10 protein-coding genes are annotated in these 15,486 nt (G+C 56.6%); 4 read left to right on the plus strand and 6 right to left on the minus strand.

Annotated elements, in window-relative coordinates; translation table 11 throughout:
* Window positions 1–353 precede the first annotated feature (353 nt).
* From BDD14_RS03005 to BDD14_RS03015, 3 genes are all read right to left on the minus strand, one after another.
* Window positions 354–2,960 (minus strand): bifunctional YncE family protein/alkaline phosphatase family protein, encoded by a 2,607-nt coding sequence (locus BDD14_RS03005; RefSeq protein ID WP_165419897.1) that lies wholly within the window; start codon window positions 2,958–2,960, stop codon window positions 354–356.
* Window positions 2,961–3,365: 405 nt separating this feature from the next.
* Window positions 3,366–4,421, minus strand: coding sequence for a YncE family protein (locus BDD14_RS03010; protein ID WP_130417506.1), 1,056 nt, complete (start codon window positions 4,419–4,421; stop codon window positions 3,366–3,368).
* A gap of 150 nt (window positions 4,422–4,571) precedes the next feature.
* A complete protein-coding gene (locus BDD14_RS03015) occupies window positions 4,572–7,598 on the minus strand; it encodes a TonB-dependent receptor (RefSeq protein ID WP_242617697.1) in 3,027 nt (1,008 codons plus the stop codon).
* Window positions 7,599–7,755: 157 nt separating this feature from the next.
* On the opposite strand from BDD14_RS03015, the gene BDD14_RS03020 reads away from it, so the two are divergent.
* Together BDD14_RS03020 and BDD14_RS03025 are read left to right on the plus strand one after the other, a co-directional pair.
* Window positions 7,756–8,430, plus strand: coding sequence for a response regulator transcription factor (locus tag BDD14_RS03020; protein WP_130417508.1), 675 nt, complete (start codon window positions 7,756–7,758; stop codon window positions 8,428–8,430).
* Window positions 8,427–9,875, plus strand: coding sequence for a sensor histidine kinase (locus BDD14_RS03025; RefSeq protein ID WP_165419898.1), 1,449 nt, complete (start codon window positions 8,427–8,429; stop codon window positions 9,873–9,875). The genes BDD14_RS03020 and BDD14_RS03025 overlap by 4 nt, the downstream gene beginning before the upstream one ends.
* On the opposite strand, the gene BDD14_RS03030 is transcribed toward BDD14_RS03025, so the two are convergent.
* Both BDD14_RS03030 and BDD14_RS03035 read right to left on the minus strand, forming a co-directional pair.
* Window positions 9,872–10,621, minus strand: a complete 750-nt coding sequence (locus BDD14_RS03030; RefSeq protein WP_242617698.1) for an acid phosphatase — start codon at window positions 10,619–10,621, stop codon at window positions 9,872–9,874. The two genes, BDD14_RS03025 and BDD14_RS03030, sit on opposite strands and share 4 nt — an antisense overlap.
* Before the next feature lie 611 nt (window positions 10,622–11,232).
* On the minus strand, window positions 11,233–11,610 hold the full coding sequence (locus BDD14_RS03035) for an HU family DNA-binding protein (RefSeq protein ID WP_130417511.1): 378 nt from the start codon (window positions 11,608–11,610) through the stop codon (window positions 11,233–11,235).
* A gap of 934 nt (window positions 11,611–12,544) precedes the next feature.
* Between BDD14_RS03035 and BDD14_RS03040 the strand changes: the two genes are divergently transcribed.
* Window positions 12,545–13,576, plus strand: a complete 1,032-nt coding sequence (locus tag BDD14_RS03040) for an IS110 family RNA-guided transposase (RefSeq protein ID WP_130417512.1) — start codon at window positions 12,545–12,547, stop codon at window positions 13,574–13,576.
* A 401-nt stretch (window positions 13,577–13,977) separates the two neighbouring features.
* Here the strand turns inward: BDD14_RS03040 and BDD14_RS03045 are convergent, their stop codons facing one another.
* Window positions 13,978–14,811, minus strand: a complete 834-nt coding sequence (locus BDD14_RS03045; protein ID WP_130417513.1) for an AraC family transcriptional regulator — start codon at window positions 14,809–14,811, stop codon at window positions 13,978–13,980.
* A gap of 109 nt (window positions 14,812–14,920) precedes the next feature.
* Here BDD14_RS03045 and BDD14_RS03050 point away from each other — a divergent pair, with 109 nt between their 5' ends.
* Entirely contained in the window at window positions 14,921–15,460 is a 540-nt protein-coding gene (locus BDD14_RS03050) for a carboxymuconolactone decarboxylase family protein (protein ID WP_130417514.1), read from the plus strand.
* The last annotated feature ends 26 nt before the right edge of the window (window positions 15,461–15,486 follow it).

Here is a 15,486-nt window from a genome sequence, read left to right on the forward strand (position 1 = left end):
CATCAGTCAACAGAAGACCAGCTATCCGGGCGCTATCGGATCAGGGACGAGTTGCCGACAAACCAGGAGGAAAGTGACGAGATGTCTGGTTCGGCGTGGTCTCCGTGTTGCAATGATGTATACCGGTGGGAAACCGCAACGCACGAATAAATCTATTCCGGGGACAAAACGGGTTGGATCGCCAGCACGCGGTCAGCTGAGTTTCTGTCTAACGCTCTCAAGAATCTCGTCCGACACTGATTCCACAAACCAGCTGGAAGGTTTATACCTTCGATTCAGTTCGAAAAATAGGAGGGGGTCGACGAATCGGCCCCCTCCCAAGTCTCAACCCGCACGTTCTGGGCTAAGAGTGATTACTGCGCTGATGCTGGCTGGAAGGCAGCAGAGTTGCGTTTCCAGAGGGGATAATTGGTGTGCATCGCATTACGCCACAGGATGCTGTTGAGCTTCTCCGTGGGGACATCATCAGGCCCCCGCCAATCCATCTTCTTGGAGGTGATGGCGTCAGCCTTGTCTTGTCCCTTGAGGGCGTTCAACTGCGGATTCAGCTCATAGATCGACTGCTGCGGCTCCACGGCAGTGTAAGGAGTAGCATCGGGCGTTTGCTGAAAGCTGTGTCGGATATCGTTTGCGATGAAGTCGAAGATCGTCATGGAAGGTAGGCCGAGGATGAGTTCGATGGTCTTCACCATGCTTACCTGCGAGTAGAAGGTCGAGTCGATGGAACCGCGCCGGGTGTACGGACTCACGGCAAGGGCGACGGTGCGATGACCGTCCACGTGGTCGAGACCATCTTGTGCATCATCTTCAACGATCAGGATTAGGGTCGACTTCCAAAACTTCGAGTGCGAGACGGCTTCGACGATCTGACCCACAGCCATATCGTTATCTGCCAGCATTGCCTTGGGGGTCGAGAAGCCGGGGGTCGTGCCCGCGGTGTGATCGGAGGGCAACTGCACCATCACCAGGTTCGGCATGCTGCCCGCCGCCTCCCACTGCTTCAGATGACGAGTGAAGATGCGCGCGCGAACTACGTCAGGCACATTGAGGCTATAGGCCGGGTAGTCCTTGATGAGATATTGATTTAATTTCGCGATCGGCGCCTTAGTGGAGAAGGTTGCGGCGAAGTCTCTCCCCCGCTTGTACTGCTGCAGCAGACTGGCACGCTGATCTCCCTTCGCGCCCCCGATCTCACCCACATATTCTCCGAGGTCGGCGAAAGTCTTGTGATTGGCGATCGCGTAGTCCCAGAGGAAACCGGATCCGGCAATGGCAAGGGGGTCATCGCCATTCTTTGGATAGCTGCGGCCGTTGTATCCCGGCCAATAGCTATAGTCGGTCTCCGCGGCCTGTGTAAGCCATTGATGGCCATCCGCGCTGTTGCCGCCGTTCGCAAAGAGGTTGTCGAGCAGCACGAAGTCGCGTGCCAGCTTACGCTGATTTGGCACGACCTCGTCGCCGTACACGTTCAGTGACGGATCGCCATTTCCCTTGCCGAGCGAACCAAAGTACTGATCGTAGCTACGATTTTCCTTAACCACGTAGATCACATGGTCGATGAGCGATGGCTCGCCGGCCCTTGCGGGAACAGGCTGCGGAGCAGCATGGGGATTCGGCTTTTGTGCCTCCTGGGGAGACGGAGCATCCCCCGCCAGTCGTAGATGATTGTTCTCAGCAACGGCAATGGAATAGCGCATCAGCTCATCCGCATCTGGAACAGAAATAATATGAACCGTGCCACGATAGGCATGGACATAGCGGCGGTGCATATTCAACCCGGGTATCATGCCGTCGCGCTTTTCCCTGGCCAGAAGATTCGGGCTATTCCACCCTGAACCCACGCCCAACAAGGTTGCCACCGCAATCGACTTGCCATCCGGGCTCACGACCACATTATCTGGATACCAGCCCGTGGGGATCATTCCCACTACCTGCGAACGACGTGCGGCGACGTCGACCACCGCGACGGCGTTGATTCCGGCGCAGGCAACATAGAGTCGCCTATGGTCCGGAGAGATCGCCACCGACTCTGGCGAAATTCCTGCGACCTTCCGGTTGAAGGGCTGCAGCGAAACGGTCTCCACAACCTTATTCGATGTCGTATCGATGATAGAGACAGTGTCAGAGTTACTGTTGGCTACATAGAGACGGTGCTGCTTTTCATCCCATGCGAGCCCGGAGGGATGCAGTCCGACCGCGACGGTGTCCGTTACCTGACCAGAGAGCAGATCGATGCGGACGACCGTCCCGCTCGAGGCGACACCCCGGTCATCCACCAGGGCCTGATCGGCGCCCGGTTGCGGACCAGTGGCAGCAGTGGTCTCTCCCGCATGGGCAAAGCGGCCGCCCCAGTTGCTGACGTAGGCAACAGAGCTGTCCGTATTGACAACCGCGCCGAAGGGAGCGATGCCGGTCTTCACGGTGCGATTTTCTTTGGTATCGATATCGAGAATCGCGGCCTGATCATCGAATGTGAGCGCTACCACAGCGAGACGCTGGCCGTTCGAGTTCTTTGCCGAGCCGACGCTGACCGCGCCGATTTGATGGCTTCCCAAGTGATCTGCGATCATCGTATTGCTCTTGCCGAGCAGAACAAGCTGACCGGCGGAACCTTGTCCCTTGCCATTGCCGGTGAGGCCGCTCATGAGTGGAGCGTGGGCCACTGGATCGTAGATCAGTCCCTGCATGCCGACCGCAGACGAGCTAGAGCGCACATCTACCATGCGGTTCGTGTTCAGATCGATCTGATAGATTTGGGAACCGTTCTGACTCAGCGTCGCGGTATAGATGGATCTTCCATCTTCCCCGAAAGCCACACCATAGACACGGCTGTCAAAGATGCTCTGCAGGCCGGCAGGGCTGATGGCCTGACGGCTAGGAATGACTCCAGGATCGACGACTGAAGCTGTTGGCGGAGCCGCACCGGCCGGCTTGGCCTCGTCTTCTCCTACAGCTCCCAATTTGGGCTCCTTGGAAGTTCCGGGCGTTTGCGCTTGCACATCGAGGGTCACAAGACAGACAGGAAAGAAAAAAACAGCCATGGCGCACGATAAGAGGCGCCTGGATCGAGCGTTCATCGAAACATCTCCTGGGAAGGGGGCTGGAGCGAATTAAAGGTAAGCCATTCCTTGGTTTGGAGTCGCTCCTCCACGAGGATAAATTCTGGGTACGAAGACCAGCATGAAAAAAGCTGCGCCCGGAGAAGACCTCCTAATCGGAGATTTAGTATCGGAGAAGCGGTCTGAACAGCAGTATCGAAACCCAGTGATTCCCACAACTTGCTCTAAGTGTGGCACCGCAAGGTTCGGATCGAAGGCAATGCAGGCGGCTCTTCGCCGACTTCGATCCGAACCTTGCGATAAGGACTAGTTATTGACGTGATAGACGAGCAGGCCGGAGCCGTCGATCGTGGTCTTCGGGTGGATGACGTACAGCTGGTGCACCGAAGGCACGTAGGTCGAGGTCTTGCCGCCGTTGGTCGGGATGTTGGCCATCTCAGTGTATGTGTCCGGAGTGTCCTGATGGAAGATGCTTAGACCCTGGCTGCCGCTGACGTAGAGCCGCTTCATGATCGGATCGAAGTTCATGTCGTCGTTCACATCAATGACCGACATCTGCGTGATCTTCTTGCCATCCTCGTCGAACACATAGAGGGTTCCAGGCGCGCGGCCGGCCACGAAGACGCGCTTGCTTTTCGAATCGACGATCAGCGACGTGTTGCGGTTCATGCCATCCACGGTGAAGGTCTTGATCATTTGCTTGGTGTTCAGATCGAAGATGCCCACCTCGTGGTGGTCGCGCATGTTCACAAACAGACGGTGAGTGTTGTTGTCGATGCCCATCGCCTCGACGTTGTTGGTCGGGATGTCGATGTCCCCGATCAGCTTGTTCTGGTCGACCGAGTAGATCGAGACCTTCGAGGTCTCCAGCTTGGCCGAGATGCCGCCATTGCCGATGTAGTACAGGCGGTTCGCCGCGTCATAGTAGGCCGCGTCCGGCGAGTCGCCCTTGCCTGTCGCAGAGCCATCGATCAACTGAATCCGGTCGATGCGGTGATAGTCCTCGCCCGAAACCACGTCCAGAGCCGAATCGCCGCCGTCGGCCACCAGCAGCTCGTCCTTCTCCGGAACAAACGCCAGTGAGTGCGGCGTCTTGTAGCCGGACAGGCTCTGGAGATGCTCGCCGGTCTTCAGATCGAACATCTCGACGCTGTGGTTCACCTCGGCCGAAACAAACAGGTGGCCGCGCTTCAGGTCGACCGCAAAGTGATCGAAATCACCCTTCTCGACGCTGGGCACTGCAATGTTGCGGATGAGCGTCACCGGCTGGTGCGGAAGCTTGTCGGCGGCAAACGACGACTGCGAGGAGAGCGCCAGCGAGCCAAGCAGAAGTGCGGAGGAGAATTGAAAAGCAGACTTCATTGGAAAACCATTTCCTTTCATATTGCGTGTTGCGGTTGTGGCTGCGTACATCCTAGCGGCCAAAGCTTAAGTCTCCCTGAGTAAGTAACTCCGAGAGGAACATATCAAAGAGTGGGCGCTCCTTTGCTGCATCCGGGAGCGCCCACCAAGTTAGAAGTTCAGGCGTGCCGCGAACTGCAGCTCACGATTCGTGCCGGTACCAGTGGTACCCGAGTTCAGCACTGAGGTGATCGTACCGAAGCTGGACGCAGAGCTGAAGTTGGCGCTTGGAAGGCCCCATTGCGGCCGGTTGAAGATGTTGAAGGCCTCCGCCCGCAGGTTCAGCGTGTACTTCTCCACCAGGTGGAGGTTCTTGCTCAGCGCCATGTCATCCTGCCACTCATTCGGTCCCAGCGCAGCATTCTTCGGCGTGTTGCCCCAGGTTCCGTTGGCCGGCGTCGTGAAGGCCGCCAGGTTCAACCAGTTCTGCGGCGTGCGGTTCTTGGGATAGATGCTCACCCCGGGAACACGATCCGGACGCTGGGAGGAGTTATTCTGATCCGGCATCGCGGACGCCGTACGGTTGATGGTGATGTTGATCGGAAGGCCCGAGCGAGCTATCAACATGTTGCTGATCTGCCACCCACCAAGGAACTGGTTCACGATGCCATTGTTGTTGAGAAAGCGACGGCCCTCGCCGAACGGAAGCTGATACACCAGGGTGCTGCTGGCCGACTGGCGCACATCGTCGTCGCTATTGGAGCGCTCGCAGCGGTAGCAGGCCACGTTCTCCGGGTAGTCCGCCTCGCCCGCGCCCACCGAGCCGTCGTTGATTGCGTGCGACCACATGTAGTTGATCGCGAAGAACACACCATGATCCATGTTGCGGGTCAGGTTCAGCTGCATCGCATTGAAGGTCGACGCACCCTCCATGTACTTGGTGTCGATCTGCGTGGTGTAGTACGGCGCCAGCGGACGGAGGGTCGTCGCCGGGTTGACCACGTTGGTCCAGCCGCGACGGAACAGGTGCGTTCCCTTCGCGCCCACATAGCTCACCGTGCCTACAAACTTCTCCGGGAGCTGCTGCTGAACCGAGAGCGAGTAGTTCTGCACATACGAGTCAGGATGGTTGCGCACCTGCGACCGCGGCGAGCTCGCCAGACCCGTCAGCGGCAGCAGCGCCGGGCTCACCGGATAGCTGCCAGACTGAAATAGGTTGATCGCCGGCTGGTCATTGACGACCGGGCTGTCCTGGTCGCCCAGCTGATCCTCACCATGGAACATGCCGTATCCGGCGCGCACCACCGTGTAGTTCTTCAGCATATCCGGAGCCCAGACCAGCGAGAAACGCGGATCGAAGTCACGATAGTTGGGGAAGGTGAACTGCGAGCCCTGCTTGCACAGACCAGGATTGTTCGGTCCATACGAGACGGTTCCCATGCAACTGGCGATGTCGAACGGATAGGCCTTGCTGTTGACCTCGTAGAACGGTCCAAAGAAGTTGTAGCGCAGGCCCGAGTTCAGCGTCAGGTTCGGGCGCAGTTTCCACTCATCTTGAATGTAACCGAAGTAGTCCGTCTTGCGCAGGCCCTTGTCCGGAAGCGCAGCCGCGTACACATAGCTGCTGTAGGTATTGGTGAGCAGCGATTGGTAGTTCGTGAAGGTCATCGTTGAGTCTTCACTGTTTTGCTCGTTGTAGTCGATGCGCTTGATCTCGACGCCGGCCTTCACGGTGTGCGCTTGGTGCGACCAGGTCAGGTCGTCACGACCGTCCCAGCTCGTCGACGCCTGCTTCTTGCCGAGATTGTCATACTGCTCCGAAAAGGAAGGAGCGATGATCGAGGTCGTCAGCGGGCTCGTCGGAGCGACAACGTAGAGATTGCGGTTGAAGCCGAATCGGACCTCGTTGCTCAACGTCGCGCTGAACAGGTGCAGATACTCGCCCATGCCGTTCTGCAGCCGCGGCTGCACAATCGTCGCATACTGCAGACTGCCCAATGGGGTGGCCGAGTTGCCGTTGTCAATATTGTAACGAGCATAGAACGTATTGTTGTCGTTCATGCGGTGATCGATGCGCAGGAAGCCAGCATCCTCGGTCGCCGGGCTGGACACGCTGCCGGTCCAGATGCCGTCCACCGGAACCCCGTTCACCAGCGCGCTCTTCGGGTCTGCCGAGGTCGCCACTGGAAACGCGTTCATGAACGGCTGCAGCACCGACGGCACCATCGCCTTGAAGGCGGCGGTCGGCACATAGCCCACCTGCACGCTGCCCAGGCTCTGGCGAAAGCCCTCATACGACGCAAAGAAGAATGTCTTATCCTTATTGATCGGTCCGCCCAGTGTGCCGCCAAACTGATTCAGTTTGAACGGAGCCTGCGGAGCCGGTGCCCTGTTGAGAACCGGACGCGCATCGAAGGCGCTGTTGCGCAGATACTCGAACACGCTGCCGTGCAGGTTGTTGGTGCCCGTCTTTGAGACGATGTTCACCTGGCCACCGGCGCTTCCGCCGTTCTCCGCCGTATACATCGCCGACGAGACCGAGAACTCCTGAACCGCCTCGGTCGAGACCTGCAGGCGCAGCGCCGACTTCGGCGCTTGGTTATTAATGCCGGTCATGTCGTTGCCGTCCAGCCGATAGTTGGCGTCATCCATGCCCTGGCCGGCGAAGCGAATGCTGCTTTGTCCACCCGTGCCCAGGTTGATCGCGCCCGGAGTCAGTGTCTCCAGCGTCGACCAGTTCCTTCCGTTGATCGGCACCTCGCTCACCTGCACGGGCTGCACCGAGCCGCCAAAGGTTGCGGTGGTCTCATCGAGCGCCGGGCTGGCCGTGACGCTGACCGACTGCGCCTCCGCGCCGACATTCAGCGTCACGTTCAGTGTGCGCGTCCGTCCCGCAGTCTGCAGCACCGACTGAACAACCGTTTCTTCAAAACCGTCCTTGTCAAACGTGACCGTATAGGTTCCCGGAGGAAGCGAGGGAACCGTGTAGAGACCATCGCGGTTCGTCACGACCTCGCGGCGGAGTCCGGTGTCTCCCTGCGTGACCACGACCTTGCTTCCACTGACCACGGCGCCCGTAGCGTCCTTCACGGTTCCGTCGATCTCCGTGCGATCGATCTGGGCCATCGCGAAGGAGGGGATTAAAAGTGCGGCTAGGGTCAGTAGTTGTAACGATGACTTAGGCTTCATTGTATTCATCAGGCTCGCAAAACGGATTTGGTTAGGATCAACAGCATCCTTGCGGCGCCCTGCTCCCAAGACCGATTACAAGCGAGCAACCTGATGACTACCTTATGCCGAAGCCGGTGTAACCGTGAATTAACAGATACGAAATAGTCTATTCGTACGAGGCCCCATGCGCGTACTGGTAGTGGAGGACGATCAGCGCGTCGCACGGCTGGTCGAACGCAGTCTCATCGAAGATGGTCATGCCGTCGTGGTCGCGCACGACGGTGCCGAAGGCCTCGATCTGGCGCGCGTCGATAGCTTCGATGCCCTCGTCCTCGACGTTATGCTGCCCACGATGGATGGCTTCGCCCTCCTTAAAACGCTGCGCTCCGAGCGCCGCGCCATGCCGGTTCTGATGCTCACGGCGCGTGATACATGGCAGGACACAGTGAACGGCCTTAACCTTGGGGCAGACGACTATCTGACCAAGCCCTTTCACTTAAATGTGTTTCTTGCCCGTATACGAGCTATCTCCCGCCGCGGCCAAGTCCCGCAAGTCATAAATCTTGAAGTCGGCGGCTTCACCCTCAATCGCGCTACACACCAATTGGACTACGACGGGCGTGTAATTCTTCTGACACATAAGGAATACATCCTTTTGGAACTTCTGATGCGTCGCGCTGGCCAGGTTGTTCTCCGTAGCCAACTTATTGAGGCGGCTTGGGGTTTCAACTCAGATGTTGGAGACAATAGTCTTGACGTATGCATTTCAAGCCTGCGCAACAAGCTAAACGTGCCCGAGCATCCTCGGCTCATTCTCACCATTCGTGGCAGCGGGTACATGATGCGCGCCGAAGCATGAGCGTGTCGCGTCGTTCGATACGCGTTCAGCTGACCCAATGGTATGCTCTTGTCGTGCTGGTGGCCCTGTGCCTATTTGGGGTGGTCAGCTACGTTGCATTGCGTCAGGCCATGGCAGCTTCAAAAAGCGATACCCTGCTGCGGCGCGAGGGGCGCATCTTTACCTATCTTCGTGAACTCAATGCAAATCAAGATCCAGGGCGATGGCTACTGCAGCTTGGAGATTATGCAACGGCCGCTCCTGAAGGCGAACTTATTCAGGTCTACAGCGCGGAAGGCGAGAGGCTCTATCCGCAATCGAGCACGCCTGCGCCGAAAATCAGTTGGCCCTCTAAGAGAGACTGCACGGCGCCATGCTTTGGTGAGGCTCTGGTCAACCAACATCCGGTGCGAACGATGCGCCACGATCACGTCATCGCCGGCCAAACGGTGCGTGTCTGCATGGCCGGATCGATGGTCGAACACCTCGACATCCTCCACCATTTCCGCAGTGCCCTTCTTTGGTGTCTGCCGCTGGTTCTGATCCTCTCGGGCTTAGGAGGGTACCTGCTCAGCGCACGAGCTCTCAAGCCGGTCGATCGCATGACCAAAACGGCCGTCGAAATCGGGATTAGCAATCTGTCGAATCGTATTCCGGTCGAAAATAGCGGCGACGAAGTTCAGCGCCTCGCCGAAGCCTGGAATGATTTGCTGTCACGGCTTGAAGACGCAGTCGAGCGGCAGCGCCAGTTCACGAGCGATGCCTCACATGACCTTCGGACCTCGATTGCAGTGATTCTCGCTACAGGCCAACTCACGCTCCGGCATCAAAGGACGGAAGAGGAGTATCGCGAAGCCATCGCAACGATGGTCTCCGAGTGTGATTCCACTTCGCATTTACTCGAAGATCTCTTACTGCTGGCGCGTGGCGATGCACTTCCTGCGAAGACTGACCATCGTCCCGTGAACTTGAGCGCTCTGGTGAGCGAAGTGTCTCAACGTGCCTCGAGCCTAGCTGCGGCTAACGGTCAGCGGATCGACGTGGACACAACTGTCGAGCCCATCGTAATTTTCGGCGATGATAAGTTACTGCCGCGGTTGCTTTCTATTCTGATCGACAATGCAGTCAAATATACGCCGGCAGGGGGATCGATTCACGTCTCTCTTCAACGATGCGGGGATGGATTAGCCCACCTGAAAGTGCAAGACACAGGTATCGGCATATCTCCCGAGTTGCTACCGAAGATCTTCGACCGCTTTTATCGGGCAGACCCGGTACGCAACCGAAACCCTGGCGGATTCGGTCTCGGCCTCGCCATTGCGAAATCCGTCGCGGCCGCGCACTCCGCTGAAATCAGCGTAAGCAGTGTTCTCAATAGGGGGTCTACTTTCGTCGTGAAGTTTCCCGAATGCCTGGCGATCGCTTTGTCCGATTCCGAAAACATGGCTCTCACGAAGGGTCACTAGGGCACGGACGGCAGTCCCAGATGCGCTCTGGTCTCGGCCCGAGCCGCGGCGAGGTCTTTGTTAAAACGTGAATTGGCCATCATGGAGCCAAAGATTGCGTAAGCCATCCTGCGGCTCGCCTCTGTATCGCTTGGATAGTGCACTCCACAAACAACACGGTTGTGCGCATAGTCATTAGCCCGCTCCAGAATTCTCTCACGCTTCTCTGGAACAATCTGCGCCATTGTGAACGCCAGCAGATAGCCGCTCACGGAATGCCCGCTCGGATACGAGAACTCCTTGTCCGTTTTGCAAACCGGATGCAGGCTGCCGTCGTAGTTATATGGACGCAACCGCTTATAAATTCCTTTCAGCGGTTCACTCATCACGGCTTCGTCGTTATGCACGTGAGCCGACAATGCTGCAGTCAAGGGCAAGTCGTCCTTTGTGAACTTTGGCCCGATCACTTTTGCGAAGATGAATAAATCTTCCTCGCGATCGTCGGCCTGGGCCGCTGCGATCTGTTCAGGAGTCCGGGTCTGCTCCACGCGATGGACGTAGGCAAGTTCTTCCTTGGCTGTGGCGGAATCCTGCGCGGGCGGCAATGGCAGAATCAGGGATAGATCGAATGCGGATGGGTCAACAAAGTAGGGCGTGCGCTTTGCCCCGAGCATGCCCGGCGCCTCTGTGGCCGGCGGCTGGTCAAGAGACTGTGCAAGCAGAGTGCTCGAGGTCAATAGAACGATGGCTACAAGGGTTGTTTTCACTCTCATTATCGTCTTAGTGTACGGGTTTGATAGCGGCTACCTATCGAGACCTGCCCTTCGGCGGTGGGTGAAGGCAGGCTCCGTCAGGATTTTGTTTTATCGCTTCAATGTTTTTCTGATTCGATTATTAGCCTTGCGCGAGCGTATTCGTGATATTTCGTTGTTGTCGGACACTAATAGACCGTTACCCCAAAAAAAGGGAGCAAGAAGATCAGAAGCACAGACTAGAACACGGACAATTCCGGCTAGGTCCTTACAATGTAAACTCCGCCGCCTGACGGCTCGAGAAATTGAGATAAGCCTCTCCCTAACTACGATTGCGGACCCAATCTGTCTAGACGTGTTCATCCACCGCTTACGATCCTCCACCACAGGGCCGGCCCAATTGATTAATCCACCCGAAGGTGATCAAAACAATTCCCAAAGGCACTTGCTGAAACAGACCGCACGTATCAGGAGGGGTGAGCATCTAGAGCGGCTGACCACCAGAGTGTCTAGGCGGTGATGAACACGTACCGATCAAAGCTACAGATAGTAAGGGATCATCAAATGCCCGGCATAGTGTACGGTCCCCCGCTTACCCGGAGGACCGTGTCCAGCTGGTAACAAAATTACTTCACAGGAGCGATGGCGTCCTTAGCTGCCTTGGCGACGCGAAACTTCACCGCCGTTTTCGCCTTGATCTTGATCGACTCCCCCGTCTGAGGATTGCGGCCGATTCGAGCCGCACGCTGAGCCTTGACCAGTTTTCCAAGTCCGGGAATGGTGAACTCGCCATTCTTCTTGGTTTCCTGAAGCGCCGTCGCGGCCAGAAGATCAAAGATGGCCGTAGACTGCTTCGTCGTCCACTCCAATTTTTCTGCGACAAACCGGACAAGCTCTGCCTTTGTCATCTTTTTTGCCGCCGTTGTCTTTTTCGCAGGAACCGCAACGGTCTTCGTAGCCACTGGTGTAGCAGTCTTCTTTACTGGAGCCTTCTTCGTTGCCATGTAACCCTCATTTCAATGTTCGGTGATTAGGAGCGTTTCGTCGTTTACTTCTTTGTAGAGATTCTCTTCGCCGGAATAGAAGGGACTTCTTTCGGAGGTGATAGGTGAGCCAAGACTGACGCACCGAGTTCACGCGTCTCTTCGGTAGTAAGCATGCTGGGAGATTTGGCTGCTTTGGCGGCGAGCTTCTTGATCTTGGGAGATGTGATTGCTGCAGGAGCTTTAGGCATTGCACCATTCTACGTGGTCTAGCCGTCCATCCTGGATACACGAGCTTCGGAAAAAATCTAAACCTTGATTGCAAGAAATTGATGAGTGGTTTGCGCTTATCGGGCCCGGCCCGATGTTATTTCAGTCAGCCGAACACGCTCTGCCCCAAGCAGAGAGCGCAGAACGTAGCCCAAGAAGGGTGTACATCAATTGGCTAATCAAAATCAGGTGGCCAAGGGCAGCAAAGCCAGCCCTATTTTGGCCTTCTCCAGTTCGGCTACGGGTTCTGTGGACGCGTAGCCCGGAAATCCATGATCGGTGAAACCCGCAGTGTGCATGAGCTTCGCGCCGGTCGGCTCTTCTGCGCAGGACGAAGTTGCTCAAATGTATGGTCCGCCGTCCGACTGCAAGAGAAAAGTGGTTGGATGAAGAGAGTCTGCGTTAATGTATCCGGCCTGTTTATGGAGAATAAGATCTCCTGGCACATGATGAGATACGCCGCGTGTCTGCCCTGTGCACTGTTCGTACGCAATCCAAACTGCTGTGTAACAGGCTCCATAAGCCCATACCTGTAGATCAGTGCGTTCGGTGCGGAGAGTATCGGCGCGAAGGTTGGTCTCTTGCCGTTGCAGTTCACGAAAACGGGGTTACTGAGATGGTCCGCCGCTTAAACCTCAATCTGGCGATGAGGATCTTATAGGCAGATTGAAGGAGGATCATCGACATGGAGATTCGTTCCGTAGGCATTGACCTTGGCAAGACGACCTTTCACCTGGTGGCTCTTGGCGATAACTGCAAGGTGCTGCTGAAGAAGAAGTTTACCCAGAAGCAGTTGATTGCCTTCACCGCGAACCTGCAGACCTCTTTGATTGGGATGGAGGCCTGTTCCGGGGCGCACTTCCTGGGCCGTACTTTACGAGAACAAGGCCACGATGTGAAGCTGATCCCGGCCCAGTTCGTGAAGCCATTCGTGAAGTCGAACAAGAACGACTTCCTGGATGCGGAAGCCATTGCTGAGGCTGTGGATCGGGAGAACATGCGATTTGTTCCGATCAAGACGGACGACCAGCTGGATCTGCAGGCATTGCATCGTGTGCGCGATCGTTTGATCGCGCGAAGAACCTCAGTCATCAACCAGCTGCGGGCCTTCCTGCTGGAGCGGGGTCTGGTATTTGCAAAGAGCCCGGCCAGGCTGCGCGAGCGCATGCCCGAGATCCTCGAGAACGCCGAGGAAGATCTCACTCCGCGTATGCGGAACCTGCTGGCTCAACTTTGGAACGAGTGGAAGGATCTTGAACAGCGGGTGGTCGATCTGAACCAGGAAGTGGAGCTGATTGCCTCAAGTGATGCGGCATGCACGCGGCTCAGGCAGATCCCCGGCGTTGGCCCGCTGGTCGCAACCGCGATCGTAGCCGCGATCGGTAACGGCGCAGCCTTCCATAAGGGGCGTGAGTTTTCTTCCTGGCTTGGGCTTGTGCCACGACAGCACTCGACCGGTGGTAAGGCCCGCCTCTTCGGTATCAGCAAGCGCGGTAACAACTACCTGCGCAAGATCTTCATCCATGGAGCCCGCGCAGTCGTATTGCGATCGAAGCGAGACCGCGTCGCCATGGGCGCGTGGATGACCGCTCTTGAAGCCAGAGCGCCACGCAACGTGCTCATCGTCGCCACGGCAAACAAACTGGCAAGGATCGCTTGGGCCGTGCTGTCAAGCGGCCAGGACTATCGGGCAGTTCAAGAGCCAGTCGCGGCCTAGCTAAGCGTAGCTATCAAGATCAAGTTCTCCCACCGAGGTCTGCACCGGATAAGTAAAGATGAAAGAACAGTCAAACGGCGTACCTGAAACCTGATTGCTCAATAGGCTCTTCCACAGCCGAGGGGTTTTGTAGGACAGGTACGCGGCGTATCTCATCATGGCCAGGAGACTGATCTCCACCAAAAGGCCGGATACATTGACGCAGACATTCCTTCATCCATAAACTTTTCCCTTGCATTCAGACGGCGGACCATACATTTCGGCAATTTCCCTTTCGGGAGTCGAACTTGCCGCAAAGGCGACTTTACGGGAGGTTCGGATCAATTTTCCGGATAGCCGGTTATACGGCCACTAGGCTTCCTGCGATGTAAACTCCGGTGTGTACAGCTACTGAGCGTTGGTTAAATTGCGCGATTCTGACGAAGCGCAAGCCACTCCGAAGGCGTCATTCCAAGACGTTGAGTGAAGACTCGAGTCAGAGCTGTAGCGTTCGTGTATCCCACAGCGGGTGCGATGAGTTTCAGCGATTCACCTTTGCGCAACATTGTTTGGGCAATTCCTAGACGCCAATTTGTCAAATAATCAAAGGGTGTAGCGCCGACGACCTGCCGAAAGTGGGCGGCGAAGCGGGCGCGCGACATGCCAGCGAATTGAGCTAACTGCTCCAAAGACCAGGCCGTTTCAGGCCGTTTATGCATGACCTCGATTGCCTTGGTCAAGCGAGAGTCACTGAGTCCCATCAGAATACCGCCGTTGATAACGTGCGTATTCATGGCTGATCGCAAGAGAAGCACCAGGAAATACTCGGCCAGTCGATCCACAGCAGCCTGGCGGCCCGGAAGTTCTGAAAATGCTTCCGAGAAAAAAAGCTGAAGGGTTGGCGCAAGTTCGGGAAGAGTATCAAGCGGAAGCACTAATAGTTCCGGGAACGAACTGATAAGAGGGTTCAGCATTCCGGCGCCGAATTCAATTGTGGCGCATACAATCTCGGCGCCCTCTTCCTCTGAGGTTTGAAAGCGATGGCGACGAGGTCGCGGATAAAACAGGATGCTCGGCGTATCGATGACCATCACACGAGTGTTCGGCTGAATGATCTTCAGGCTCCCTGTTTTAAGTACATGGAGATGGCCGGCTTGGTCGGTTTCGTGGTCGCCGGAACTACCGCATAGCCGTCCCGAGTAAAAAACACGAGCGGAAAGAGAGAACCTTTCGAAAAAGGGTGCGAGTCGATCCATTTGAGACTCAAAGATATCCTAACGCGACTCCTCGTGACAATGCGTATCCACTTTTTTGCCATGATCTATCTGTGCAGTGCAGAAGCGCTGCCACCGATTGGAGAAGATTATGCCCCGCATTGCTCCCGTTGCCGCATCAAACGCCGACGCCAAAGTTGCTTCCACGCTTGCCCAGGTGAAAGCGAATCTCGGTAAGGTCCCGAATGCTCTTGCTACATTAGCGAACGCTCCCGTCGCCCTTGATGGATACCTATCGCTGTCGAAAGCGCTTTCGCGCGGCCGCCTAACACCTCGCCAACGCGAAGTTCTAGCCCTTGCGATCGCACAGGCGAACGAGTGCCAGTACTGCCTTTCCATCCACACGGCCTCCTCAAAGGCTGTTGGTCTCAACCCAACGGACACTCTCAAAGCACGCGCCGGAAACAGCGATGATCCCTTCGAGCGTGCTTTGGCATCTTTCGCGAAAAAGGTGGTTCAACAGCGCGGTCTCGTCTCGGACCAGGGCGTCGCTACCGCACGCGAGGCTGGAATTGATGACGGCTTGATGTTGGAAGTTGTTGCCAATGTCGCTCTGCACACTTTGACCAACTATTCCAATCGTCTTGTCGATACTGAGATCGACTTCCCTGTCGTGCAGGTCAACCTCTAAGACAATTTCACAGCTAAGGAGAAATA

The organism is Edaphobacter modestus (assembly GCF_004217555.1).
Taxonomy (GTDB): Bacteria; Acidobacteriota; Terriglobia; order Terriglobales; family Acidobacteriaceae; genus Edaphobacter; species Edaphobacter modestus.